The sequence below is a fragment of the Pseudoruegeria sp. HB172150 genome (assembly GCF_013184805.1).
In the GTDB taxonomy this organism is placed as follows: Bacteria; Pseudomonadota; Alphaproteobacteria; order Rhodobacterales; family Rhodobacteraceae; genus Psychromarinibacter.
Genome location: NZ_JAATNG010000001.1, coordinates 2,318,668 through 2,338,677, shown reverse-complemented (window position 1 = coordinate 2,338,677; position 20,010 = coordinate 2,318,668). Strand labels below are relative to the sequence as shown.

The 20,010-nt window shown below is 64.0% G+C and carries 14 protein-coding genes; 7 read left to right on the top strand and 7 right to left on the bottom strand.

Going from position 1 to position 20,010, the window contains the following annotated elements:
* The first annotated feature begins 310 nt into the window (after positions 1 to 310).
* The 3 genes from HCO70_RS11185 (at position 311) to HCO70_RS11175 (ending at position 5,971) form a co-directional block, all read left to right on the top strand.
* Positions 311 to 3,991, top strand: a complete 3,681-nt coding sequence (locus tag HCO70_RS11185) for a vitamin B12-dependent ribonucleotide reductase (protein WP_172295880.1) — start codon at positions 311 to 313, stop codon at positions 3,989 to 3,991.
* Between the two features lie 403 nt (positions 3,992 to 4,394).
* Positions 4,395 to 4,838, top strand: a complete 444-nt coding sequence (locus tag HCO70_RS11180) for a CBS domain-containing protein (protein ID WP_172295878.1) — start codon at positions 4,395 to 4,397, stop codon at positions 4,836 to 4,838.
* A gap of 479 nt (positions 4,839 to 5,317) precedes the next feature.
* The gene (locus tag HCO70_RS11175; RefSeq protein ID WP_172296261.1) at positions 5,318 to 5,971 is read left to right on the top strand and encodes an RNA methyltransferase; all 654 of its coding nucleotides are present in this window, start codon (positions 5,318 to 5,320) and stop codon (positions 5,969 to 5,971) included.
* Positions 5,972 to 6,014: 43 nt separating this feature from the next.
* On the opposite strand, the gene HCO70_RS11170 is transcribed toward HCO70_RS11175, so the two are convergent.
* The 3 genes from HCO70_RS11170 to HCO70_RS11160 all read right to left on the bottom strand — a co-directional run bounded on the left by HCO70_RS11170 (position 6,015) and on the right by HCO70_RS11160 (position 9,608).
* Positions 6,015 to 7,127, bottom strand: coding sequence for a class I SAM-dependent RNA methyltransferase (locus tag HCO70_RS11170; protein WP_172295876.1), 1,113 nt, complete (start codon positions 7,125 to 7,127; stop codon positions 6,015 to 6,017).
* A gap of 79 nt (positions 7,128 to 7,206) precedes the next feature.
* A complete protein-coding gene (ilvN, locus tag HCO70_RS11165) occupies positions 7,207 to 7,770 on the bottom strand; it encodes an acetolactate synthase small subunit (RefSeq protein ID WP_172295874.1) in 564 nt (187 codons plus the stop codon).
* Between the two features lie 77 nt (positions 7,771 to 7,847).
* Positions 7,848 to 9,608 carry an acetolactate synthase 3 large subunit gene (locus HCO70_RS11160; protein WP_172295872.1) on the bottom strand — a complete coding sequence of 587 codons (1,761 nt, stop codon included), beginning with the start codon at positions 9,606 to 9,608 and terminating at the stop codon, positions 7,848 to 7,850.
* Positions 9,609 to 10,064: 456 nt separating this feature from the next.
* Between HCO70_RS11160 and HCO70_RS11155 the strand changes: the two genes are divergently transcribed.
* The 4 genes from HCO70_RS11155 to HCO70_RS11140 all read left to right on the top strand — a co-directional run bounded on the left by HCO70_RS11155 (position 10,065) and on the right by HCO70_RS11140 (position 15,597).
* On the top strand, positions 10,065 to 11,153 hold the full coding sequence (locus HCO70_RS11155; protein ID WP_172295870.1) for a TRAP transporter substrate-binding protein: 1,089 nt from the start codon (positions 10,065 to 10,067) through the stop codon (positions 11,151 to 11,153).
* A 75-nt stretch (positions 11,154 to 11,228) separates the two neighbouring features.
* Positions 11,229 to 12,125: a TRAP transporter small permease subunit gene (locus HCO70_RS11150; RefSeq protein WP_172295868.1), complete on the top strand. Its 897-nt coding sequence runs from the start codon at positions 11,229 to 11,231 to the stop codon at positions 12,123 to 12,125.
* Between the two features lie 12 nt (positions 12,126 to 12,137).
* On the top strand, positions 12,138 to 14,492 hold the full coding sequence (locus HCO70_RS11145) for a TRAP transporter large permease subunit (protein WP_172295866.1): 2,355 nt from the start codon (positions 12,138 to 12,140) through the stop codon (positions 14,490 to 14,492).
* A gap of 490 nt (positions 14,493 to 14,982) precedes the next feature.
* The gene (locus HCO70_RS11140; protein ID WP_172295864.1) at positions 14,983 to 15,597 is read left to right on the top strand and encodes an outer membrane protein; all 615 of its coding nucleotides are present in this window, start codon (positions 14,983 to 14,985) and stop codon (positions 15,595 to 15,597) included.
* Positions 15,598 to 15,666: 69 nt separating this feature from the next.
* Here the strand turns inward: HCO70_RS11140 and HCO70_RS11135 are convergent, their stop codons facing one another.
* The 4 genes from HCO70_RS11135 to HCO70_RS11120 all read right to left on the bottom strand — a co-directional run bounded on the left by HCO70_RS11135 (position 15,667) and on the right by HCO70_RS11120 (position 19,927).
* The gene (locus HCO70_RS11135) at positions 15,667 to 17,067 is read right to left on the bottom strand and encodes an aminotransferase class I/II-fold pyridoxal phosphate-dependent enzyme (protein ID WP_172295862.1); all 1,401 of its coding nucleotides are present in this window, start codon (positions 17,065 to 17,067) and stop codon (positions 15,667 to 15,669) included.
* 278 nt (positions 17,068 to 17,345) lie between these two features.
* Positions 17,346 to 18,158 carry an isocitrate lyase/phosphoenolpyruvate mutase family protein gene (locus HCO70_RS11130; RefSeq protein ID WP_172295860.1) on the bottom strand — a complete coding sequence of 271 codons (813 nt, stop codon included), beginning with the start codon at positions 18,156 to 18,158 and terminating at the stop codon, positions 17,346 to 17,348.
* On the bottom strand, positions 18,148 to 19,323 hold the full coding sequence (locus tag HCO70_RS11125; RefSeq protein ID WP_172295858.1) for a pyridoxal phosphate-dependent aminotransferase: 1,176 nt from the start codon (positions 19,321 to 19,323) through the stop codon (positions 18,148 to 18,150). Before HCO70_RS11125 ends, HCO70_RS11130 begins: the two co-directional genes overlap by 11 nt.
* A 268-nt stretch (positions 19,324 to 19,591) precedes the next feature.
* Positions 19,592 to 19,927 (bottom strand): MmcQ/YjbR family DNA-binding protein, encoded by a 336-nt coding sequence (locus HCO70_RS11120; protein ID WP_172295856.1) that lies wholly within the window; start codon positions 19,925 to 19,927, stop codon positions 19,592 to 19,594.
* Positions 19,928 to 20,010 lie beyond the last annotated feature (83 nt).

Here is a 20,010-nt window from a genome sequence, read left to right as displayed (position 1 = left end):
TGTCCGTCAACCGAATTTTCCTGTGGGAAAGTTCAAATTTTCCGTTGACCCGACGGGCCCACTACGTAACCTTGTACGGGCCGGGCGGCGAACCACAACATATAGTGGATCGGGGCACGGAAAGGGACAGACACAAAAACAAGTGGGACTGTGGATAACCTCCGCAGGCAGAGTCGGGGCTCAACACCCGGACCCAAGGTCGATTTGCCCTTTTCAGATCCCGTCCGCCGGCACGAACGAGGACCGGATTGCGTGCAACGACGCGCGACCGGGTGGACGACAAAAACAACGCCACGGGGCATCCAACGAGATGAAAATCGAACGCAAGTTTACCAAGGCAGGTTTCGACGCGTACGCCGATATCGACTTCACCACGACCGTATCCGAGATCCGGAATCCCGACGGGACGGTCGTCTTCAAGAACGACTCCGTCGAGGTGCCCGCGAAATGGAGCCAGGTCGCCTCTGACGTCATCGCGCAGAAATACTTCCGCAAGGCGGGCGTTCCGGCCCGGCTGAAGAAGGTGCGCGAAAAGGGTGTGCCGGAATTCCTGTGGCGGTCCGTGCCCGATGACGAGGCGCTGGCGGACCTGCCGGAAGATCAGCGCAAGGTCGGCGAAAGCTCCGCGCGTCAGGTCTTCGACCGTCTCGCCGGCGCCTGGGCCTACTGGGGCTGGAAGGGTGGCTACTTCACCACCGAGGAAGACGCGCAGGCCTATTTCGACGAGATGCGCTTCATGCTGGCCGCGCAAAAGGCCGCCCCGAACTCTCCGCAGTGGTTCAATACCGGTCTGCACTGGGCTTATGGGATCGACGGGCCCAGCCAGGGCCATTTCTACGTCGACTACAAGACCGGCAAGCTGACGAAATCGAAGACCGCATACGAACATCCGCAGCCCCATGCCTGCTTCATCCAGTCGGTTCAGGACGATCTGGTGAACGAAGGCGGCATCATGGACCTGTGGGTGCGCGAGGCACGGCTGTTCAAATACGGGTCCGGAACCGGAACCAACTTTTCATCGCTTCGAGCAGAAGGCGAGAAACTGTCGGGTGGCGGCAAGTCGTCGGGTTTGATGGGTTTCCTGCGCATCGGTGATCGCGCAGCGGGGGCCATCAAATCCGGCGGCACAACCCGCCGGGCCGCCAAGATGGTGATCTGCGACGCCGATCACCCGGATATCGAGGACTTCATCAACTGGAAGGTCAAGGAAGAGCAGAAGGTCGCCAGCATCGTCGCCGGGTCGAAGATGCACGAGCGCCAGCTCAACGAGATCTTCGCCGCGATCCGCGCCTGGGACGGCAAGGAAGAAGACGCCTACGACCCCAACACGAACGACGCGCTGAAAAAGGCCGTTCGTGCCGCCAAGAAATGCGCCATACCCGAAACTTATATCAACCGGGTGCTGCAATACGCGCGGCAGGGCTATGCGTCGATCGAATTCCCGACCTATGACACCGACTGGGATTCGGAAGCCTACAACACCGTTTCGGGCCAGAATTCCAACAACTCGGTGCGCGTCACCGATGCCTTCCTGCAGGCCGTCAGGGACGATGCTAACTGGGAACTGATCCGCCGCACCGACGGCAAGGTCGCCAAGACCATCAAGGCGCGCGATCTCTGGGAACAGATCGGACACGCCGCCTGGGCCTGCGCCGATCCGGGCATCCAGTTCCACGACACCGTCAATGCCTGGCACACCTGCCCGGCAGACGGCCCGATCCGTGGCTCGAACCCGTGCTCGGAATACATGTTCCTCGACGACACCGCCTGTAACCTGGCCTCGATGAACCTGCTGACCTTCTGGAAGGACGGCAAGTTCCAGGCAGAGGATTACGTGCACGCCACGCGGCTGTGGACGCTGACGCTGGAAATCTCGGTGATGATGGCGCAGTTCCCGTCGAAGGAGATCGCGCAGCTTTCCTACGATTTCCGCACCCTTGGCCTCGGCTACGCCAACATCGGCGGCCTGCTGATGAACATGGGCCTCGGCTACGACTCCGACGAGGGCCGGGCGATGGGCGGCGCGCTGACCGCGATCATGACCGGCGTGGCCTATGCCACCTCGGCCGAGATCGCCGGCGAACTCGGCGCTTTCCCCAGCTACGACCGCAACGCGGCGCACATGCTGCGGGTCATCCGAAACCACCGCACCGCCGCCTACGGCATGACCGAGGGTTACGAAGACCTCGCGGTGAAACCGGTGGCTCTGGACCACGGCAACTGCCCGGACCAGGAGCTGATCGCTCTCGCGACCTCCGCCTGGGACGAGGCGCTGCGGCTCGGTGAAAAGCACGGCTATCGGAACGCACAGACCTCGGTGATCGCACCGACCGGCACCATCGGGCTGGTGATGGACTGCGACACGACCGGAATCGAACCGGACTTCGCCCTGGTGAAGTTCAAGAAACTCGCGGGCGGCGGATACTTCAAGATCATCAACCGCTCGGTGCCGGCGGCGCTGGAGACGCTCGGATATTCCTCCTCCCAGATTGAAGAGATCGTTTCCTACGCCGTCGGTCACGGCACGCTCGGGAACGCGGCCGGGATCAACCATACCTCGCTGATCGGCCACGGTTTTGGCCCGGCGGAAATCGACAAGGTAGAGGCGGCACTGCCGTCCGCCTTCGACATCCGCTTCGTCTTCAACCAGTGGACCCTGGGTGAGAGCTTCTGCAAGGAAACCCTTGGAATCCCGGCGGAAAAGCTGAACGATCCCAGCTTCGACCTGCTGCGTCACCTCGGCTTCACCAAGGCCGATATCGAGGCCGCCAACGACCATGTCTGCGGCACCATGACCCTCGAAGGCGCGCCGCATCTCGATCCGAAGCACTACAGCGTCTTCGACTGCGCCAACCCCTGCGGCAAGAAGGGCAAGCGCTTCCTGTCGGTGGACAGCCACATCACCATGATGGCGGCGGCGCAAAGCTTCATCTCGGGCGCAATCTCCAAGACGATCAACATGCCCAACGATGCCAGCATCGAGGATTGCCAGGCGGCCTACGAACTGTCGTGGTCGCTCGGTGTGAAGGCCAACGCGCTTTACCGCGACGGATCCAAGCTGTCACAGCCGCTGGCCTCGGCGCTGATCGAGGATGACGACGAGGCGGCGGAGGTGCTGGAATCCGGCACGCCGCAGGAAAAGGCCGTCGTCCTCGCCGAGAAGATCGTCGAGAAGATCATCGTCAAGGAAGTCTCCGCGGGCCGCTCCAAGATGCCGGAACGCCGCCGGGGCTACACCCAGAAGGCGGTGGTCGGCGGCCACAAGGTCTACCTGCGGACCGGCGAATACCAGGACGGCACGCTCGGCGAGATCTTCATCGACATGCACAAGGAAGGCGCCGGCTTCCGCGCGATGATGAACAACTTCGCCATCGCGGTGTCGGTCGGCCTGCAATACGGCGTCCCGCTCGAGGAATTCGTCGACGCCTTCACCTTCACCAAGTTCGAGCCCGCCGGGATGGTTCAGGGCAACGACACGATCAAGAACGCGACGTCGATCCTCGACTACATCTTCCGCGAACTGGCCGTGTCCTACCTCGACCGCACCGATCTCGCCCACGTCAAGCCCGAGGGCGTCTCCTTCGACGATCTCGGCCGGGGCGAGGAAGAGGGCAAGCGCAACTTCCGCGAAGTGCCGGACAGCCGCGGCGCCTCTCCCTTCGAGGTGCTCAAGCAGGTGGCGTCGGCCGGGTACACCCGCAACCGCCTGCCGCAGGAACTGATGGTGGTGCAGGGCGGCGCCTCGGGCGCGGTCGCACTGAACGGCGCCGGCGACGCGATGGCGACGCTCACCACGCTGGTGCCGGAGGTCGGCGAAAGCCGGGCCTCGACGGCGGTGGCCAGCGGCACCGTCTCGATGGACGCGCGCACCAAGGCCAAGATGCAGGGTTACGAGGGCGATCCCTGCGGTGAATGCGGAAACTACACGCTGGTGCGGAACGGCACCTGCATGAAATGCAACACCTGCGGGGCAACCTCCGGGTGTAGCTGACGAACCCTAGGCCCGGTTCCGCTGTACTTCCTGGGCGGGACCGGACCGACCCCGCTGGCCCGGCGGCTAAACGGGCACGAACAGGGCAGGTACGACCCCATCGTCCCCGCCCGACTTGCCGAGGGGCGGGTGCGCTCGCCCTGAACGCGGATCAGGCCGCAGGCAGAAAACCACCGGGCGGTAGTAAGGATGAGCCTGATCAGCGAAACTGGGGCCCTGTCCGGGGCCCCATTTTCTTTTCTGGGCAGGGCTCCGGCGGCGTACAGGCGGGAATCGCCGGGCGCCATATCCCGACCCGCGCAAATCGGGTTCCGCTAGGTCAGGAATACCTGAATCCCTGCGGTTACGGATTTGTCATAAACAGGCCTTCGCACATTTTTTTGCGCCCATTGGAGTTACTTAAATGATTAAGCGAACCATTCCCGAATTGCTGGGCAGCCGGCCGATTCCAAGCGTCCGCCCCGACATCGCCGTCAGCGAGGCCTGCGCCGTGCTGACCGACCTCGACATCGGCGCCGCCGTGGTAATGGAAGGCGACCGGCTGGTCGGCATCCTCAGCGAACGCGACGTGATCCGGAAATGCATCTGCCGCGGCCGATTGACGGCGGAGACGAAAGTGGCCGAGATCATGACCGCCGAGCTCAAGACCGTCTCCATCGACGATCCCGTCGCGACTGCGCTGGCGGTGATGCTCGACGGCGGGTTCCGGCACGTGCCGGTGATGCAGAACGGCAGGATCGCCGGCCTCCTGTCGATGCGCGACATTCCGGCCGAAAACCGGGTGCTGGTCGAGCGCTTCCGCGAATACACCGAGGTTCGGGCGGCCGGTCACACCGAGGACGCCTGATAAAGGCAGCCCGCGGGGCCGGGGGCCGCCCGGCCCCGCGGGAACTATGCTCGCCCTCTTCCAGCGCCAAATCCCAACCGAGCCACCAACTCAAAGCCGCACACCGACGGGCCGCGGCGCGGCGATCCCACCGATGAGCTGAGCACTTTATCTCCGCCGCACCCCTCACCCCTCAGAGCGACGCACCTGCGGCAGCCAATCGCCGGGCCCGGGGGCGGCCCGTCGATGCGCGGCGGCTTCGCCGCTGTTCGCGCGTGGGAAATGAAATTAGGTTGGAGCAACCGTCCGTAGCCTATACGGCGAAAAACTTCGTGGTTACTTGCGCGAGCAATACGGGATGACAGCCTTCAGCGTTGGACAGGTAAAGCCGTTTTTGGCTTCAGTCTGAAAGTACGATTCTGGGCAGCTTTCTATCTTCAATAGGAACAATATGCCCCGCTACTGTTGTGCGCGGAGTCATCGATCGTATTATGCTCTTCATGAATGTTGAGACGTCTGAGAAGTCAAAGCCGACCGTTCGCAAACGCGCGGATGCTATCCGGGACTTCCGTTGCAAGAACCTTATTGCAGTCATCGAAGACCCGGTGGACATTAGAAATATTGGAACCGTCATTCGCAATGTGAACGCGCTTGGTGTCGAGAAAGTCTACGTAATTGATCCGCGGCGTTCTCTTCCCGATGACTGGCAAGATATGCGCGAGCGTAAATCGCTTTCAAAAACGTCCGTCTCCGCCGTCAAGTGGACTTTTGTGAAACGCTTTGACAGCACAGAGGACTGTTTGGACCATTTGGAAAAGCATGGATATTTCTCGGTTGTGACATCTCCGCATGTGAAGGGCAAAACAAACGTTTACCTCCATGAAGGCGATTTTACACAGTACACGAAACTCGCAGTGTGGTTCGGCAACGAAAAGCGCGGGATAAGTGACATTGCGGTTAATCGCAGCGAAGCATGCGTTGCGATTCCGATGTTCGGTATGATCGAGAGCCTGAACCTTGGGACAAGTTCCGGCATAGTTCTGTACGAGGTCGCCAAACAGCGCCGCGATTACCAGAGCAGATATCGACGCGGTCGCAAGAAGGGCAAGCGCTCCGAGCCGCTACCCAACATTATGCCGAGAGAAGAAAGCTAGTCCCGTAGAGTCCATGCTCGCACGCACCATCCCTAGGGGTCAATCACCCCAGAACCCCCGTCCGGTACAGCACCACCTTCAGCCCCCCATGCGGCACCGGCGCCCCTGTCGGCAGAAACGGCAACCCGCTGGCCGTGGCCAGAGCCTTTTCGGACGTCACCATCCCCACGCGCCAGCCGGAAAACCGCGCCTTCAGCACCTCGCCCAGCTGCGCATAGACCCCGAACAGCAGCTTCTTGTTGCCGATCCGCGCGCCGTAGGGCGGGTTGACCATCACCAGCCCCGGCGGCCCGTCGGGCCGTTCCAGATCCGCCACGGAACGGCAGTCGAACCGGGTCCAGGCGGCCACGCCTGATCTCTCCGCATTCTCGGCGGCCATCCGGATCGCGCCCTGATCCCGGTCGGAGCCGTGGAACAGGACTCCGGGCGTGCGGATAGTGCCGGTGGTCTTCAAATGCGCCCAGGCTTCGGCGTCGAAACCAGCGAACCGCTCGAAGGCAAAGCTGCGCGTCCGCCCCGGCAGCAGCCCGGCGGCGATCTCCGCCGCCTCGATGGGGAAGGTGCCCGAGCCACACATCGGGTCCAGCACCGGCTCGGTTCCGTCGTAACCGCATTGCCGCAGGAACAGCGCGGCCAGCGTCTCGCGCATCGGCGCCTTGCTGACCGCCTGCTTGTGGCCGCGCCGGTGCAGCGGCTCGCCCGAGCTGTCGAGGCTGAGGATGACGAGATTGTCCTCGATCCGCGCCTTCAGGGTCACTCCGTCCTCGCCGATGGGCGCGCCGAGCGTGTCGGCGATCGCGCGTTCCAGACGCTGGGCGGCAGCGCCGGCGTGGTAGATCTTCGACTTGCGGTTGGTCGCGACCTCGACCTTCACCGGCACGTCGGGGCGCAGATAGTCGCCCCACGGAAACTTCCGTGCCCGCTTGTCGAGCTGGGCGAGGTGGAACGCGCGGAACTCGCCGATCCGCACCAGCACCCGCGAGGCGCCGCGCAGCACGAGATTGGCGCGCCAGACCTCGGACCAGCCGCCGCGGGTCTCGACGCCGCCGGGCACCGGGCGGGGCAGGGCAAAGCCCTCGGCCCGCGCCTCTTCGGCGAGCACCGGTTCCAGCCCCGGCGGGGCGGCAAGGAAGATCTCGAAATCGCCCGTCGTCATCGGGCGTCCTCACCCGACGTTTGCGCTAACACGCCTGGAATCAATGACTTGACCCCCCGTCCCCATGGGGACGCCCCGCTCAGTCCATCCCCCGGCTCAGCGCCGCGACCCCCGTCCGGGCCATCTCCACCAGCCCTAAGGGCCGCATCAGCTCGGCAAAGGCGTCGATCTTCTGAGGCGTCCCCGTCATCTCGAAAACGAAGCTCTCCAGTGTCGAGTCGACCACGTTGGCCCGGAAGATCTCCGCCAGCCGCAGCGATTCGATCCGGTCGTTGCCATTGCCCGACACCTTGAACAGCGCCAGCTCCCGCTCCACCGAAGCGCCTTCCACGGTCAGGTCGTGGACGTCATGCACCGGCACCAGCCGCCCCAGCTGCGCCTTGATCTGCTCGATCACCGAGGGCGTCCCGGTGGTCACCACGGTGATCCGGCTGACATGCCCGGTATGGTCCGTCTCGGCCACGGTGAGGCTCTCGATGTTGTAGCCCCGGCCCGAGAACAGGCCGATGACGCGAGCCAGCACGCCCGCCTCGTTGTCGACCACCACCGCCAGCGTGTGCCGTTCCTCGGTCTCGGCATGAGGGTCGCGCAGGTCGTAGGCCGAATGCCTCGACGTGCCCTTCTTGATCTTGAGTGCGGACATCCCGTCTCGTCCTTATGTTCGTCTTCTGGCCAAAAATATCCCGGTGGACCGGGGGGCTGGCCCCCCGGTCCACCGCGCTACACCAAAACGGCGCCCGAGGTCCCGATCACGTCCTGCGTCGGCGCGCCTTCGCCCAGCAGCATCTTGTTGTGTGCCTCGCCCGAAGGGATCATCGGGAAACAGTTCTCGTGCTTCTCCACCAGGCAGTCGAAGATCACCGGACCGTCATATTCGAGCATCTCCATGATCGCGTCGTCCAGGTCGGCGGGGTCCGAGATCATGATGCCCTTGGCGCCGAAGGCTTCCGCCAGCTTGACGAAGTCGGGCAGCGCCTCGGACCAGGAATGCGAATAGCGCTCGCCGTGCAGCAGTTCCTGCCACTGCCGGACCATGCCCAGACGCTCGTTGTTCAGGATGAACTGCTTGACCGGCAGGCGGAACTGAACTGCGGTGCCCATTTCCTGCATGTTCATCAGCCACGAGGCTTCGCCTGCCACGTTGATGACCAGCGCGTCGGGATGCGCGACCTGAACACCGATGGAGGCGGGGAAGCCGTAGCCCATTGTGCCGAGCCCGCCGGAGGTCATCCAGCGGTTGGGCTCGTTGAAACCAAGGAACTGTGCAGCCCACATCTGGTGCTGACCGACCTCGGTACAGATGTAGCGCTTCGGGTGGTCCTTGGTCAGCGCCTCCAGGCGGGTCAGGGCGTGCTGCGGCTTGATGGTCTTCTTCGACTGAGTGAAAGCGAGGCAGTCGACCTTCTTCCACTCCTTGATCTGGTACCACCATTTCTGGATCGAGTCGGCCCTGGTCTTCGATCCCCGGGACTTCCAGAGTATCAGCGCGTCTGCCAGAACCGATCCGACATCTCCGACGATGGGCAGGTCGACATGGATCACCTTGTTGATTGAAGAAGGGTCGATATCGATATGGACCTTCTGGGACTTCGGGCTGAAATCCTGCACCCGGCCGGTGATGCGGTCGTCGAAACGGGCGCCGACATTTATCATCAGGTCGCAACCATGCATCGCCAGGTTGGCCTCGTAGAGTCCATGCATGCCCAGCATGCCCAGCCAGTTCTTTCCGTTCGCCGGATAGGCGCCCAGCCCCATCAGGGTCGAGGTGATCGGGAAACCGGATGTATCTACGAATTCCCTCAGGGTCTCAGAGGCTTCCGGACCCGAGTTGATGACGCCGCCCCCGGTATAGAAGATCGGGCGCTCGGCCTGTTCGATCAGCTCGACCAGCGCCTCAATGGCTTCCGGGTCCCCCTTCGTCTTTGGCTGATAATGCAAGGTGCGTGCTTTTTCCGGCGGTGTGTAGGTGCCGGTGGCGAACTGCACGTCCTTCGGGATATCGACCAGAACCGGGCCGGGGCGGCCGTTTGTCGCGACGTGGAAGGCCTGATGGATTCGCCCGGACAGGTCTTCGGGGTCCTTCACCAGCCAGTTGTGCTTGGTGCAGGGCCGGGTGATGCCGACGGTGTCGGCCTCCTGGAACCCGTCCGTACCGATCAGGAAGGTGGGGACCTGTCCGGTCAGGACCACGATCGGGATCGAATCCATCAGCGCGTCGGTCAGGCCGGTGACTGCATTGGTTGCGCCGGGACCGGATGTGACCAGAACGACACCGGGTTTGCCGGTGGAACGGGCATAGCCCTCGGCCGCGTGAACTGCGCCCTGTTCATGGCGGACCAGATAATGGCGAATGTCGTTCTGGAGGAAGATCTCGTCATAGATCGGAAGGACGGCGCCGCCGGGATAGCCGAATACCGTATCCACACCCTGATCCTTCAGGGCCTGGACCACCATTTTCGCTCCGGTCATCTGACGTGTCATCTGTCTGTTCCTTGGCTGACGTCATCTTGCTTGTATCAGGCATGAAAAAGCCCCCGGCTTTCGGTCGGGGGCGCATGGGATCCTGGAAGGGTGTCCGGTTCTACCGGCCCATGCGCCTTACTCCTACGAGTACGAGAATGAGGCTCATGAACCTCTGGCTCCTTCGATTGCGTGCGCGGACATTATGCAGCACCGCCGGGGGCGTCAACCGTAAAGCGCAGATAATGTGTCGTAAAGCGGCTATTGCGCGAAACTTTATTATCGGGACCCTCACGGAAAATTGTGTCTTTCATGCACTAGGTAATCTTACGTAAATCTGAAGAAGAGCCGCGAAAGTGCTTTGAAACAGGTCTTTTCTCAACTAATGGACGCCGCTACTGTGCTTTCACTCAATGCGAACAAAACCGCGCCTGGAAGCGCGGTAGGCATGTAAGATCAACGGGAGGAAAATTACCTATGGATCGTCGTTCGTTTATCAAGAACTCCGCCCTCGGTGGCGCTGCGGCCGCTGGTGCGGCGCTGGCCGCGCCGGCTTATGCGCAGGGCAACCGGACCCTGACCATGGTCACCACATGGCCGCGCGGACTTGCCGGCGTGTGGGATTCGGTGGAGCGTGTTGCCAACAACATTACCGCCGCCACCGATGGCCAGATCACCGTCGAGCCGAAGGCCGCCGGTGAACTCGTCGGCGCCTTCGAGGTATTCGACGCGGTGACCGCCGGGCAGGCCGACATGTATCACGGCGCCGACTATTACTTCGTCGGTCAGCATCCGGCGTTCGCCTACTTCACTGCCGTGCCCTTTGGCATGACCGTGCCGGAACTGATGACCTGGTACTATGGCCAGGACGGCATGGCGCTGCACCACGAACTGGGCGAAATCTTCGGACTCAAGTCGTTCATCGCGGGCCAGACCGGCGCGCAGGGCGGTGGCTGGTTCCGTAGCGCGGTGAATTCTGCTGACGACTTCAACGGCCTGAAGTTCCGGATGCCCGGTCTTGGCGGCGAGGCTCTGTCGAAACTTGGCGCATCGGTGCAGAACGTGCCGGGTGGCGAGATTTACCAGGCGCTGTCGACCGGCGCACTGGACGCGACCGAGTGGATCGGCCCGTGGTCGGACGAGAAGCTTGGCCTCCAGGAAGTCTGCGACCACTATTATCCGGCCGGCTTCCACGAGCCCGGCGCGGCGCTGTCGGTGGCCACGAACCTCGAAGTATTCGAGGGCCTGACCCCGGCACAGCAGAAAATCATCGAAATTGCGTGCGCCGATGCACACCAGGCAAACTATGCCCAGTTCATCGCCAACAACGGTCCGGCGCTTGAGCGTCTGATCGCCGGAGGTACGCAGGTGCACGAGTTCTCGGACGACGTCTGGGACGCGTTCGGCAGCGCGTCGATGGAAGTGCTGAACCAGTACACCGGCGACGACATCTTCAAGAAGATCCACGAGTCGGCGCAGGCGTCGATGCGGTCGACTTCGGGCTGGCTGTCGCAATCCGACAGCGCCTATGCCGCACAGCGGAACCGCGTGCTCGCGGCGATGTAATCGACGCTGCACAATTAGGACAGGCCGTGCGCGTCACCACGCGCACGGCCGTTTCGGTTATCTAGGGCGGGGCGTATGGTCGACGCAATTCTCTGGTTCTTCACGCAGATCGGAATGGGCTTCGTCAACCTGTTCCAGGCGCTGTTTCAGCCGGCGCTCTGGCTGAACTGGTCCGACAGCGAAGCGATCATGCGGGTGATCTACTACGGCGGGTCGGTCGAATTCTTCTTCGTCGTCTTTGATATATTCCTGCTGGTGACCATCGCCGGTTTCATTTTCCGTCCCTTCATGTGGGGCTGTGTGCGGTTCCTCGAAGGTTTCGCCAATGTCACCGGGCGTTTCTTTGCCTGGGCCGGCCTGCTGATGGTTCTGCAGCAGGTACTGGTGGTGTTCCTGCAGTCGATCTTCCGGATGGGAAACCTGACCATCGCACCATTCGGCGTGGGGTTCACGCAATCGGTCGGCTGGTTTTCGGAAGAACTGAAGCTGTATAACGCGATGGTCGTGGCGCTGTGCTGCGCCTATACGTTCGTGCAGGGCGGGCATGTACGGGTCGACCTGTTCTACGCGGGTGCCAAGTTCCGCACCAAGCGCGTGGTCGACATGTTCGGATCGCTGTTCTTCATGCTGCCGATGGCTGTGCTGATCTGGATGTACGGCTGGTACTTTCTGTGGCGGCACCTGGTGGTGCCGAAGCCGTCGGCCTCGGACACGCTCGACCGTTTGATCCTGAAGGCCCGCGCGCTGCGGTGGAACGTCGAAACGATCGCGTTCTCTCCCAACGGGTTCAACGGCTACTTCCTGTTCAAGATCCTGCTTCTGGCCTTTGCTGCGATGGTGTTCCTTCAGGGGATCGCCTTCTTCTACCGCTCCTACCTTGAGTGGAAGGAAGGACCCGAGAGCGAGGGCAAGTACCTTGACCGGGATACGCTCGAACCAGGCGAAGAAGCCTATGACCACGCCGAGTTTTAAGGGGACGGGCGTATGATTTTCGGTTTGGATGGCATCGAGATCGGCCTGATCATCGTCTTTCTCTGCCTTTTCGGAGCAATCCTGTCGGGCTTCCCGGTGGCGTTCGCCATCGGCGGCGCGGCGGTTATCTCCTTCACGATCATTGCCGGGCTGGATGCGGCGGGGCTGCTGATACACCAGGCGATCGACACGTCATCGCAGGCGTACAGGGATCTGGTGGCGTCGGGGGCGAACCCGAACAACATATCCGTATTCCGAAATCCGGACTTGCCACGGATCGGCCATGCGGTGTTCGAGCAAGGCTGGCAGACGGCGCTGGATCGTAACATCAGTTTCATCGTGAACCGGATGAACGAGCGGGTGCTGGCCGGGCAGTCCATCGAGACGCTGCTCGCGGTGCTGATGTTCGTGATGATGGGCATCACGCTGGAACGCTCGAAGATCGCCGAGGATCTGTTGACGACTATGGCACGGGTTTTCGGCCCGATGCCGGGCGGCCTTGCAGTTTCTGTGGTCGTGGTGGGCGCTTTCCTTGCGGCCTCGACGGGCATCGTGGGCGCCACCGTCGTCACCATGGGGCTGCTGTCGCTGCCGACGATGCTGCGCAACAACTACTCGCCGGAACTGGCGACGGGCGTGATCGCGGCGTCGGGCACTCTGGGGCAGATCATCCCTCCGTCGATCGTGATCGTGCTGCTGGGAACCCTCGCCGGGGACCTTTATGCCACCGCGCAGGAGGCGCGGGCGGCGTCGGTCGGCTGTACCGACGCGCTGACCTATCTGGGCGAGCCCGCGGTTGTGTCTGTCGGCACGCTGTTCCAGGCGGCGATGCTGCCGGGGATCCTGCTGGCGATGCTCTACGGGCTGTATGCTCTGGGTTACGCGGTGCTGAACCCGTCCAAGGCACCGCCTGTGCTGGCGGAAGGCGGTCATGGGCCGGTCATTACCCGCCCGGATGCCCTGGGCTGGTTCATCGGCGCCCCGATCCTGCTGATCGGTGGCATTTTGCTGGCGGGGCAGGTCGGTCTGGTGGGCAGCCAAGACTTCACCGTCGCAAGCCATAGCGAGACGCTGCGTGTCGCAAGCCTGCGCACCAATGTCAGCCCGCAATGCCAGGAGGCGATGATCGAGCTGCACGGGCAGGCGGCCTGGGACCGGGCACTGGCCGAGCAGGCACAGATCAACGAGTCGGGCGGCGGCGACATTGTCGTGGACCTGACCGAAGAGGAAGTCGCGGCGGCGCTGGAAGCGAAGGTCGCCTCGGCTCCGTGGATCGGTCCCGGTATCGCGATTCTGTTCCTGATGGGCGCGCTGGTTCTGACCACGGCGCGCGGCGTGATGGCGCTGGCCGATCCGCGGCCGCTGCTGGTGGGCGCTGTGGGGCTGATCCTGCTGCTGGCGGTGGACATCCTGTTCATCACACCGCGGACGTCAGCGGGAGCTACCGTGCTGATCATGGCGATCCCGGTTGGGATCGCACTGATCGGGCTGGCCGAGGGTGCCAAGCGCATGGCGCAGAACGACCTGCTTCGTGTCGTGTTCCCGCCACTGGTGCTGATCGTGGCGGTGCTCGGCTCGATACTCGGCGGTATCACCAACCCGACTCCGGCGGCGGCGCTCGGGGCGGCGGGTGCGATCATGCTGGCGGCCTACCGCAAGCTGCGGGACGAGGACCGGTCCGGCCGGATCATCATCAACGCGACCTTCGCAATCGCGATCATGATCCTGCTTGGCGCGAACTTCGACCTGCGGATCAACCAGACGAATGTGAGCTTCGAGACCTGGGTGGCCTATCTGGTCGCGGCGGCCGCGTACATGTTCGCTTTCTTCGGCCTGCTCTTCGCGCTCTGGACCCTGCTGAGGACCCATGTGCTGGGGCCGGTGGTGCGGGAGACGGCGAAGGTCACTTCGATGGTTTTCACCATCCTGATCGGATCGCAGTTGTTGAACCTGGTGGTGATCAGCTTCGGCGGCGAGCATTACATCCAGGACTTCCTTAAGAGCTATGACAACGAGTTCACGGTGTTCCTGATCGTGATGCTGGTGCTGTTCATTCTGGGCTTCGTTCTCGACTTCCTCGAGATCATCTACATCGTGATCCCGATCGTGGGGCCAGTAATCTATGGCGGCACGATGGACCCGAAATGGGTGACGATCATGATTGCGGTGAACCTGCAGACGTCGTTCCTGACGCCGCCCTTCGGATTTGCACTGTTCTACCTGCGTGGTGTTGCGCCGCCGTCGGTGACGACCGGTCATATCTATCGCGGGATCATTCCCTTCGTGATCATACAGGTTGTCGGTCTGGCCCTGCTGTGGCTGTTTCCCGGGGTGGTCACGATCATACCGGATCTTATTCCGAACTAGGGTTGAAGATTTGTCAGATTGTGGGCGGCCGGGTGGTGGAAACCCCGGCCGCCCGTTGCCGTTTCTGGTGGCTGGATGGGAGCCATTACAGGCGCGCTGCACGCATGTTCTCAGCGACCGATTTCGGGTTGTCTCACCTCCTTCTTACAGCGACTCATCGGGTTCTGTGCCGCAACGGAAGACACGCTGCGCGATGGTGCGGGGTTGAACGCCGCAGCCGCTTCCACAGAGCCCTGTAACGCATTGTTTCGAAATGTTTCCAGTGCTCTCGGAAGGTCGTGTCATACGGTCCGGCCCGACCGTTCCGTCGCTGCTCTCACACCGATGTGAATCCCCCAGCGGGAACCTGCCGTCGGGTCCCCTGCGTAATGGGCATGTAAGCGCCGTCAAAAATGATGGCTCTGGCACATGCCGACTGGAACCCCAAGTTGGCATCGCAGGCGCCACGGCGAAGAGACGTGGCGAAGCAGAAAATACGAGGAGTGAATCCATGAAAACCCTGACACTTGCCGCTTCGGCTGTGGCCGCGCTGGCCGCTGTACCCGCCCTTGCCGGCGGCCCGACCATTGTCGAGCCGGACCCGGTTGTCGTGTCGCCGCCGCCGGCGGCGGTCGCCGCACCGATCACCTATGACTGGTCCGGTTTCTACGCCGGTGCGCAGCTTGGCTGGGGCCAGGTAAATGGCGATGACGGCACCGTCGAGGACGAAGGCAATGGCATCATCGGCGGTGTGCACGCCGGGTACGACTGGGACTTCGGCAATGTCGTCGTGGGTCTCGGTGCCGATTATGACGCCGCAGACATCGAATTCGACGATACCGACGGTTCGCTGGACAGTGTGACGCGCGCCAAACTGCGAGTTGGCTACGATGCCGGCAAATGGCTGTTTTATGGTACGGGCGGTCCCGCTTGGGCGACAGCGGACCTTGCCGGCACGGATTACAGCGACCAGGGCTGGTTCGCTGGCGCCGGTGCGGAATACCGGATCAACGAGAACGTCTCGCTGGCCGGTGAAGCGCTGTATCACCAGTTCGACGATTTCGACGACACGGGCATCGATGTCGACACGACCACCGTCCAGGCGCGTGTAAGCTACCGGTTCTGATACACATCCCCCTGTCCTGAACCGGATCTGGGCCGGAGCGGAGTTAATCTGCTCCGGCCTTTTTGTTGCTTACAGACCCTGCGCCAGTTCGGTTGCGACGGCATGGACCATCATCACGTCGTCGCGGGTACAGTTGAAGCTGCCGGTGGTCATGCGGATGACGAATTTGTCGTCATGCTTTGTCTGGGTCAGGTACACACGGCCGTCGTCGTTGATCCTTGCCAGCAGTTTCTCGGTCAGTGCGTCCGCATCGCCGCCTTCGGGCGCGTAGCGGAAGGTGAAAAGGGCGAGGCGCGGTTCGGTGACGATCTCGAAGCCTTGGGTGGCGCGGAATTTTTCCGCGAGTTCGGCGGTCCAGGCGACATGGTTGCGGATGCGGCCGCGCAGGTCTTCGAGACCGTAGGCGCGCAGCACGAACCACAGCTTCAGCGCGCGGAAGCGGCGGCCGAGCGGGACAGTCCATTCGTTGAAATTGACGATCTCTTCCTGGCCGATGGTCTGCAGGTAGTCGGGGCGCAGGCCGAGCGAGCGGATCTGCGGCGCCGGATCGGCGAGGAACTGGACGGCGCAGTCGAACTGCGCGCCGAGCCATTTATGCGGGTTGAAGACGATGCTGTCGGCCCGGTCGACGCCTTCCCAGAGGCGGCGGAACTCGGGGCAGATCATCGCGGAGCCGGCCCAGGCGGCGTCGACATGGGTGTAGAGGTCGTGGGCCTTGGCCACGTCGATGCAGGCGGAGATGGGATCGAACGCCCCGATCGAGGTGCCGCCGGTGCAAAGGACGACACCGGCGGGCTTGCGGCCGGCGGCGATGTCTTCGCGGATCGCCGTGTCGAGCGCCTGCGGATCCATCGCGTAATCGGCGTCGGTGGCGATCTTCACGAGGTTCTTCTGGCCGATGCCCGCGAGGCGCACCGCCTTGTCGACGGAGCTGTGGGTCTGGGCGGAGGCGTAGATGCGGAGCTGCTGGCCGCTTAGCCCGTCCTCGACGCTGGCCCAGCCGCTGGCACGGTCGCGCATGGTCAGGACGGCGCAGAGCGTGGCCGTGGTGGCGCTGTCGTGGATGGTGCCGGCGAAGTGATCGGCGAGGCCGAGGGCCTGGCGCAGCCAGTCCGTGGTGACCTGTTCGATCTCGGTCGCGGCGGGCGAGGTCTGCCACAGCATGCATTGCGCGGCCATGGCGTTGGCCAGCTGCTCGGCCCACATCGAGGCGGGCGAGGCGTTCGACGGGAAATAGGCGAAGAAACGCGGGTGCTGCCAGTGGGTCATCGCGTCTGGGACGATGCGCTTGAAATCCTCGAAGATGGCTTCGGGGCTTTCCGGCTGCTCCGGCGGGCTGGCGGGGAGCTTCGCGGCGGTTTTGCCGGGCGTGGTGTCGGCGCGGACCGGGCGATCGCGGAGTGTGGCGTGGTATTCATGCGCCCAGTCGGCGGCGCGTTTCGACCAGTCTTTCAGATCATCGTGGTTCATGGCGCGCATCTGCGCATGCGGCGGAGAGGTTGGCAAGCTGCGGGAACGCGCGCTTTGCGAGCCTCACGCCCACCCAGCCCTGCCCGCAAAGCGCGCGGGCGCCTGAAACGGACGGGCCGGGATATGCCTTGAACGGGAGAATTTGCCGAGAGACGCTTGAGGGGCAGGTCTGCCCTCAAGGCGCCTTGTCGAGTGTCGGGACGAGTCCCCGAAGCCTCAAGGACGCTGCGCGCGCCTGCGGCGGTGGCCCTTTGGGCCATCCTTGACCCTTCGCGGACTCACCCGGTCAGGAGTTCGTCGATCTTCTTGCCGGGGGCGCCCTGGGTCAGGGGGGTGAAATCGCCCGCCTCGAACATTGCCTTGGCGGCGTCGAGGATGACGCGGTGGGTTACGCGGGCGAGCGCCGAGCCGAGCGAGATGCGGGCGATGCCGATGGCGGCGAATTCTGCGCGGGAAACCTTGGCGAAGGGGCCGGCGGCGAGGGCGTTGACGGGTTTCGTCGTGGCTTTGACTACCTCGGCAAGGGCGGCCATGTCGGGGGGCATCGGCACATAGAGCCCGTCGGCGCCGGCCGCGTCGAAGGCGCGGATGCGGGCGAGGGCTTCGTCCATCCCGTAGCTGCCCTTCAGGACGCCGTCGGCGCGGGCGATAAGCACGAAATCCTTCGGCAGGGCGCGGGCGGCGGCAGCGGCGGCGCGGATGCGCTCGGCCGACAGGTCGGCCGGGTAGGTTTTTCCGGTATCGGAGGAAATGTCCTCGATGCAGATGCCGGCGAGACCCGCCTCGGCGGCGAGGCGGACGGTTTCGGCGCAGGTCTCGGGCGCCTCGCCGAAGCCGTCCTCGAAATCGCCGGAGACGGGGAGCGGCGTGGCGGCGACGAGGTCGGCGGCATGGGCCAGCGCCTCGTCCCGGGTGACGTTGCCGTCGGGCCGGCCGAGGGTGAAGGCATGGGCCGCCGAAGAAGTGGCGATGGCCTGCGCGCCAAGGGCGGCGAGCATCTTGGCCGAGCCCGCGTCCCAGGCGTTGGCGAGGATGAACGGATCGCCGGGCTTGTGCAGGGCGCGGAAGTCGGATCCGGGGTCATGCGGCATGGGCTAATCCTTCGGCAAAGCGGACGAGGCGGTGCAGGGCATCGGTGAGCTGGTCGTCGGGAACGGTTAGGGCGACGCGGATATGGCCGGCGGCGCATTTGCCGAAGCTTTCGCCGGGCATGACGCCGATATGCTCCGACTCGAGCAGGGCGTTGGCGAAGCCTTCGCCGGTCTGGCCGGTGCGCCGGATGTCGAGCATCAGATACATGGCGCCGCCCGAGGGGACTGGGACGATCCGGTTCGACTTCGCGACGATCGACAGGGCCAGATCGCGGCGGCGGCGGAACGGTTCGGCGATGCGCCTCTCGAACGCCGTGCCCTGTTCGAGGGCGAAGAGGGCGGCATCCTGAATGTAGCCGGGGACGCCGTAGGTGGTGTGGGTCGACAGGTTCGACAGGTGGTCGATGGCCTCCTCCGGTCCGGCGATCCAGCCGATGCGGCTGCCGGTCATCGCGTGGCTCTTCGACATCGAGCCGATGGCGAGGGTGCGGTCCTCCATGCCGGGCAGGGCGCGGGGGCTGAGGTGGTCGCCGTGCCAGACCTGCGTGTCGTAGACCTCGTCGGAGATCAGCCAGAGATCCTGATCGCGGCAGACGGCGGCGATGCCTTCGAGGGTGTCGCGGGAATAGATGACGCCGGTGGGGTTGTGGGGCGAGTTGATCAGGAGGGAGCGGGCGCCGGCCGCGGCGGCGGCGATGGGGCCGGGGCGGGGCTGGAAGCCATCCTCGGGCATGGCCGCGATGGCGCGGGGGACGGCGCCGACGGCGCGGATCGTGCCGGGATAGGTGACGTAGAACGGGTCGATGAAAAGGGCGGTGTCGCCGGGGTCGCAGACGGCGGAATGGGTGGCGAGGAGGGCGGCCTGGCCGCCGGCGGTGACGAGGATGTTGTCGCGGGCCGTGGCGACGCCGGTCCGCTCGGTGACGCGGGCGGCGATGGCGTCGCGCAGGGCGTTGGTGCCGGGGACGGAGGCGTAGCCGGTGTGGCCGGCGCGGGCGGCGGCGTGGAGGGCGTCGAGGATCGCCGGGTCGGTCGGGGTATCGTGCTCGCCGATGGTGAGCTCGATCACCGGGGTGCCGGCGGCGATCATGGCCTTGGCGCGGTAGTAGACGCCCCAGCCGTCGGAATCGGGGGTGAGGGTGGTGAGGCGGGTCGAGAGCTTCATGGCCGGACGGGGCCATGGGCGGGCGTTTTTGTCAATCGGCTGTCGGGCCGGACTCGGGCCGGTTTCCGGGGGCGTCCCCATGGGGACGGGGGGTCAAGTCATTGATTTCAGGCATGGTAGCGCAAACGTCGGTGGGGACGCGCAGTTTTCGGAATGGGGAGCATCACGGAAAATGATCGGTCGTTGAGGGTGCAGGTGGGTGCGGCCCCTGGCACGGTCGCGGTCCTGTTTGCGGGGTAGAACCGGAACCGTAGTGAGGGTGACGCGCTCAGCCGAGCTGGGCCTGTACCTTCTTGGGCAGCTTGTCGCGGATCAGGCGGTACGAGGTCTCGATGCGGTGGCGGGCCTCGTCGGGCGCGGTTTCCAGCGGGATCAGCACCCAGGAGCGGTGCATGTAGCGGGCCTTCTGCGCGAGGCCGGCGTCGATCAGCATCTCGGCGGTTTCGACCGAGTCGGTCTTGACCGCGATGCCGGGCTGCACCGCGCCGATGCAGGCGAACATCTTGCCGCCGACCTTCCAGGCGTCATGGCCGCCGCCCCATGGGTCGGAGACTTCGGCACCGGCCTGGGCGGCGCAGATGGCGTTGAGGTCGTCGCGGGTCATGGGAAGAGGATGCCGGAAACGGGGGGTGCGGGGAAGGGGGGGCGGCGATGTCTTGCCCGCGAAAATATGACGGGATACCGGCG

What these genes read in the sequence shown, in the direction of transcription:
- HCO70_RS11185 (WP_172295880.1), top strand. Translation starts at nt 311, where the DNA reads ATGAAAATCGAACGCAAGTTTACCAAGGCAGGTTTCGACGCGTACGCC.
- HCO70_RS11180 (WP_172295878.1), top strand. Translation starts at nt 4,395, where the DNA reads ATGATTAAGCGAACCATTCCCGAATTGCTGGGCAGCCGGCCGATTCCA.
- HCO70_RS11175 (WP_172296261.1), top strand. Translation starts at nt 5,318, where the DNA reads ATGAATGTTGAGACGTCTGAGAAGTCAAAGCCGACCGTTCGCAAACGC.
- HCO70_RS11170 (WP_172295876.1), bottom strand. Translation starts at nt 7,127, where the DNA reads ATGACGACGGGCGATTTCGAGATCTTCCTTGCCGCCCCGCCGGGGCTG.
- ilvN (WP_172295874.1), bottom strand. Translation starts at nt 7,770, where the DNA reads ATGTCCGCACTCAAGATCAAGAAGGGCACGTCGAGGCATTCGGCCTAC.
- HCO70_RS11160 (WP_172295872.1), bottom strand. Translation starts at nt 9,608, where the DNA reads ATGACACGTCAGATGACCGGAGCGAAAATGGTGGTCCAGGCCCTGAAG.
- HCO70_RS11155 (WP_172295870.1), top strand. Translation starts at nt 10,065, where the DNA reads ATGGATCGTCGTTCGTTTATCAAGAACTCCGCCCTCGGTGGCGCTGCG.
- HCO70_RS11150 (WP_172295868.1), top strand. Translation starts at nt 11,229, where the DNA reads ATGGTCGACGCAATTCTCTGGTTCTTCACGCAGATCGGAATGGGCTTC.
- HCO70_RS11145 (WP_172295866.1), top strand. Translation starts at nt 12,138, where the DNA reads ATGATTTTCGGTTTGGATGGCATCGAGATCGGCCTGATCATCGTCTTT.
- HCO70_RS11140 (WP_172295864.1), top strand. Translation starts at nt 14,983, where the DNA reads ATGAAAACCCTGACACTTGCCGCTTCGGCTGTGGCCGCGCTGGCCGCT.
- HCO70_RS11135 (WP_172295862.1), bottom strand. Translation starts at nt 17,067, where the DNA reads ATGAACCACGATGATCTGAAAGACTGGTCGAAACGCGCCGCCGACTGG.
- HCO70_RS11130 (WP_172295860.1), bottom strand. Translation starts at nt 18,158, where the DNA reads ATGCCGCATGACCCCGGATCCGACTTCCGCGCCCTGCACAAGCCCGGC.
- HCO70_RS11125 (WP_172295858.1), bottom strand. Translation starts at nt 19,323, where the DNA reads ATGAAGCTCTCGACCCGCCTCACCACCCTCACCCCCGATTCCGACGGC.
- HCO70_RS11120 (WP_172295856.1), bottom strand. Translation starts at nt 19,927, where the DNA reads ATGACCCGCGACGACCTCAACGCCATCTGCGCCGCCCAGGCCGGTGCC.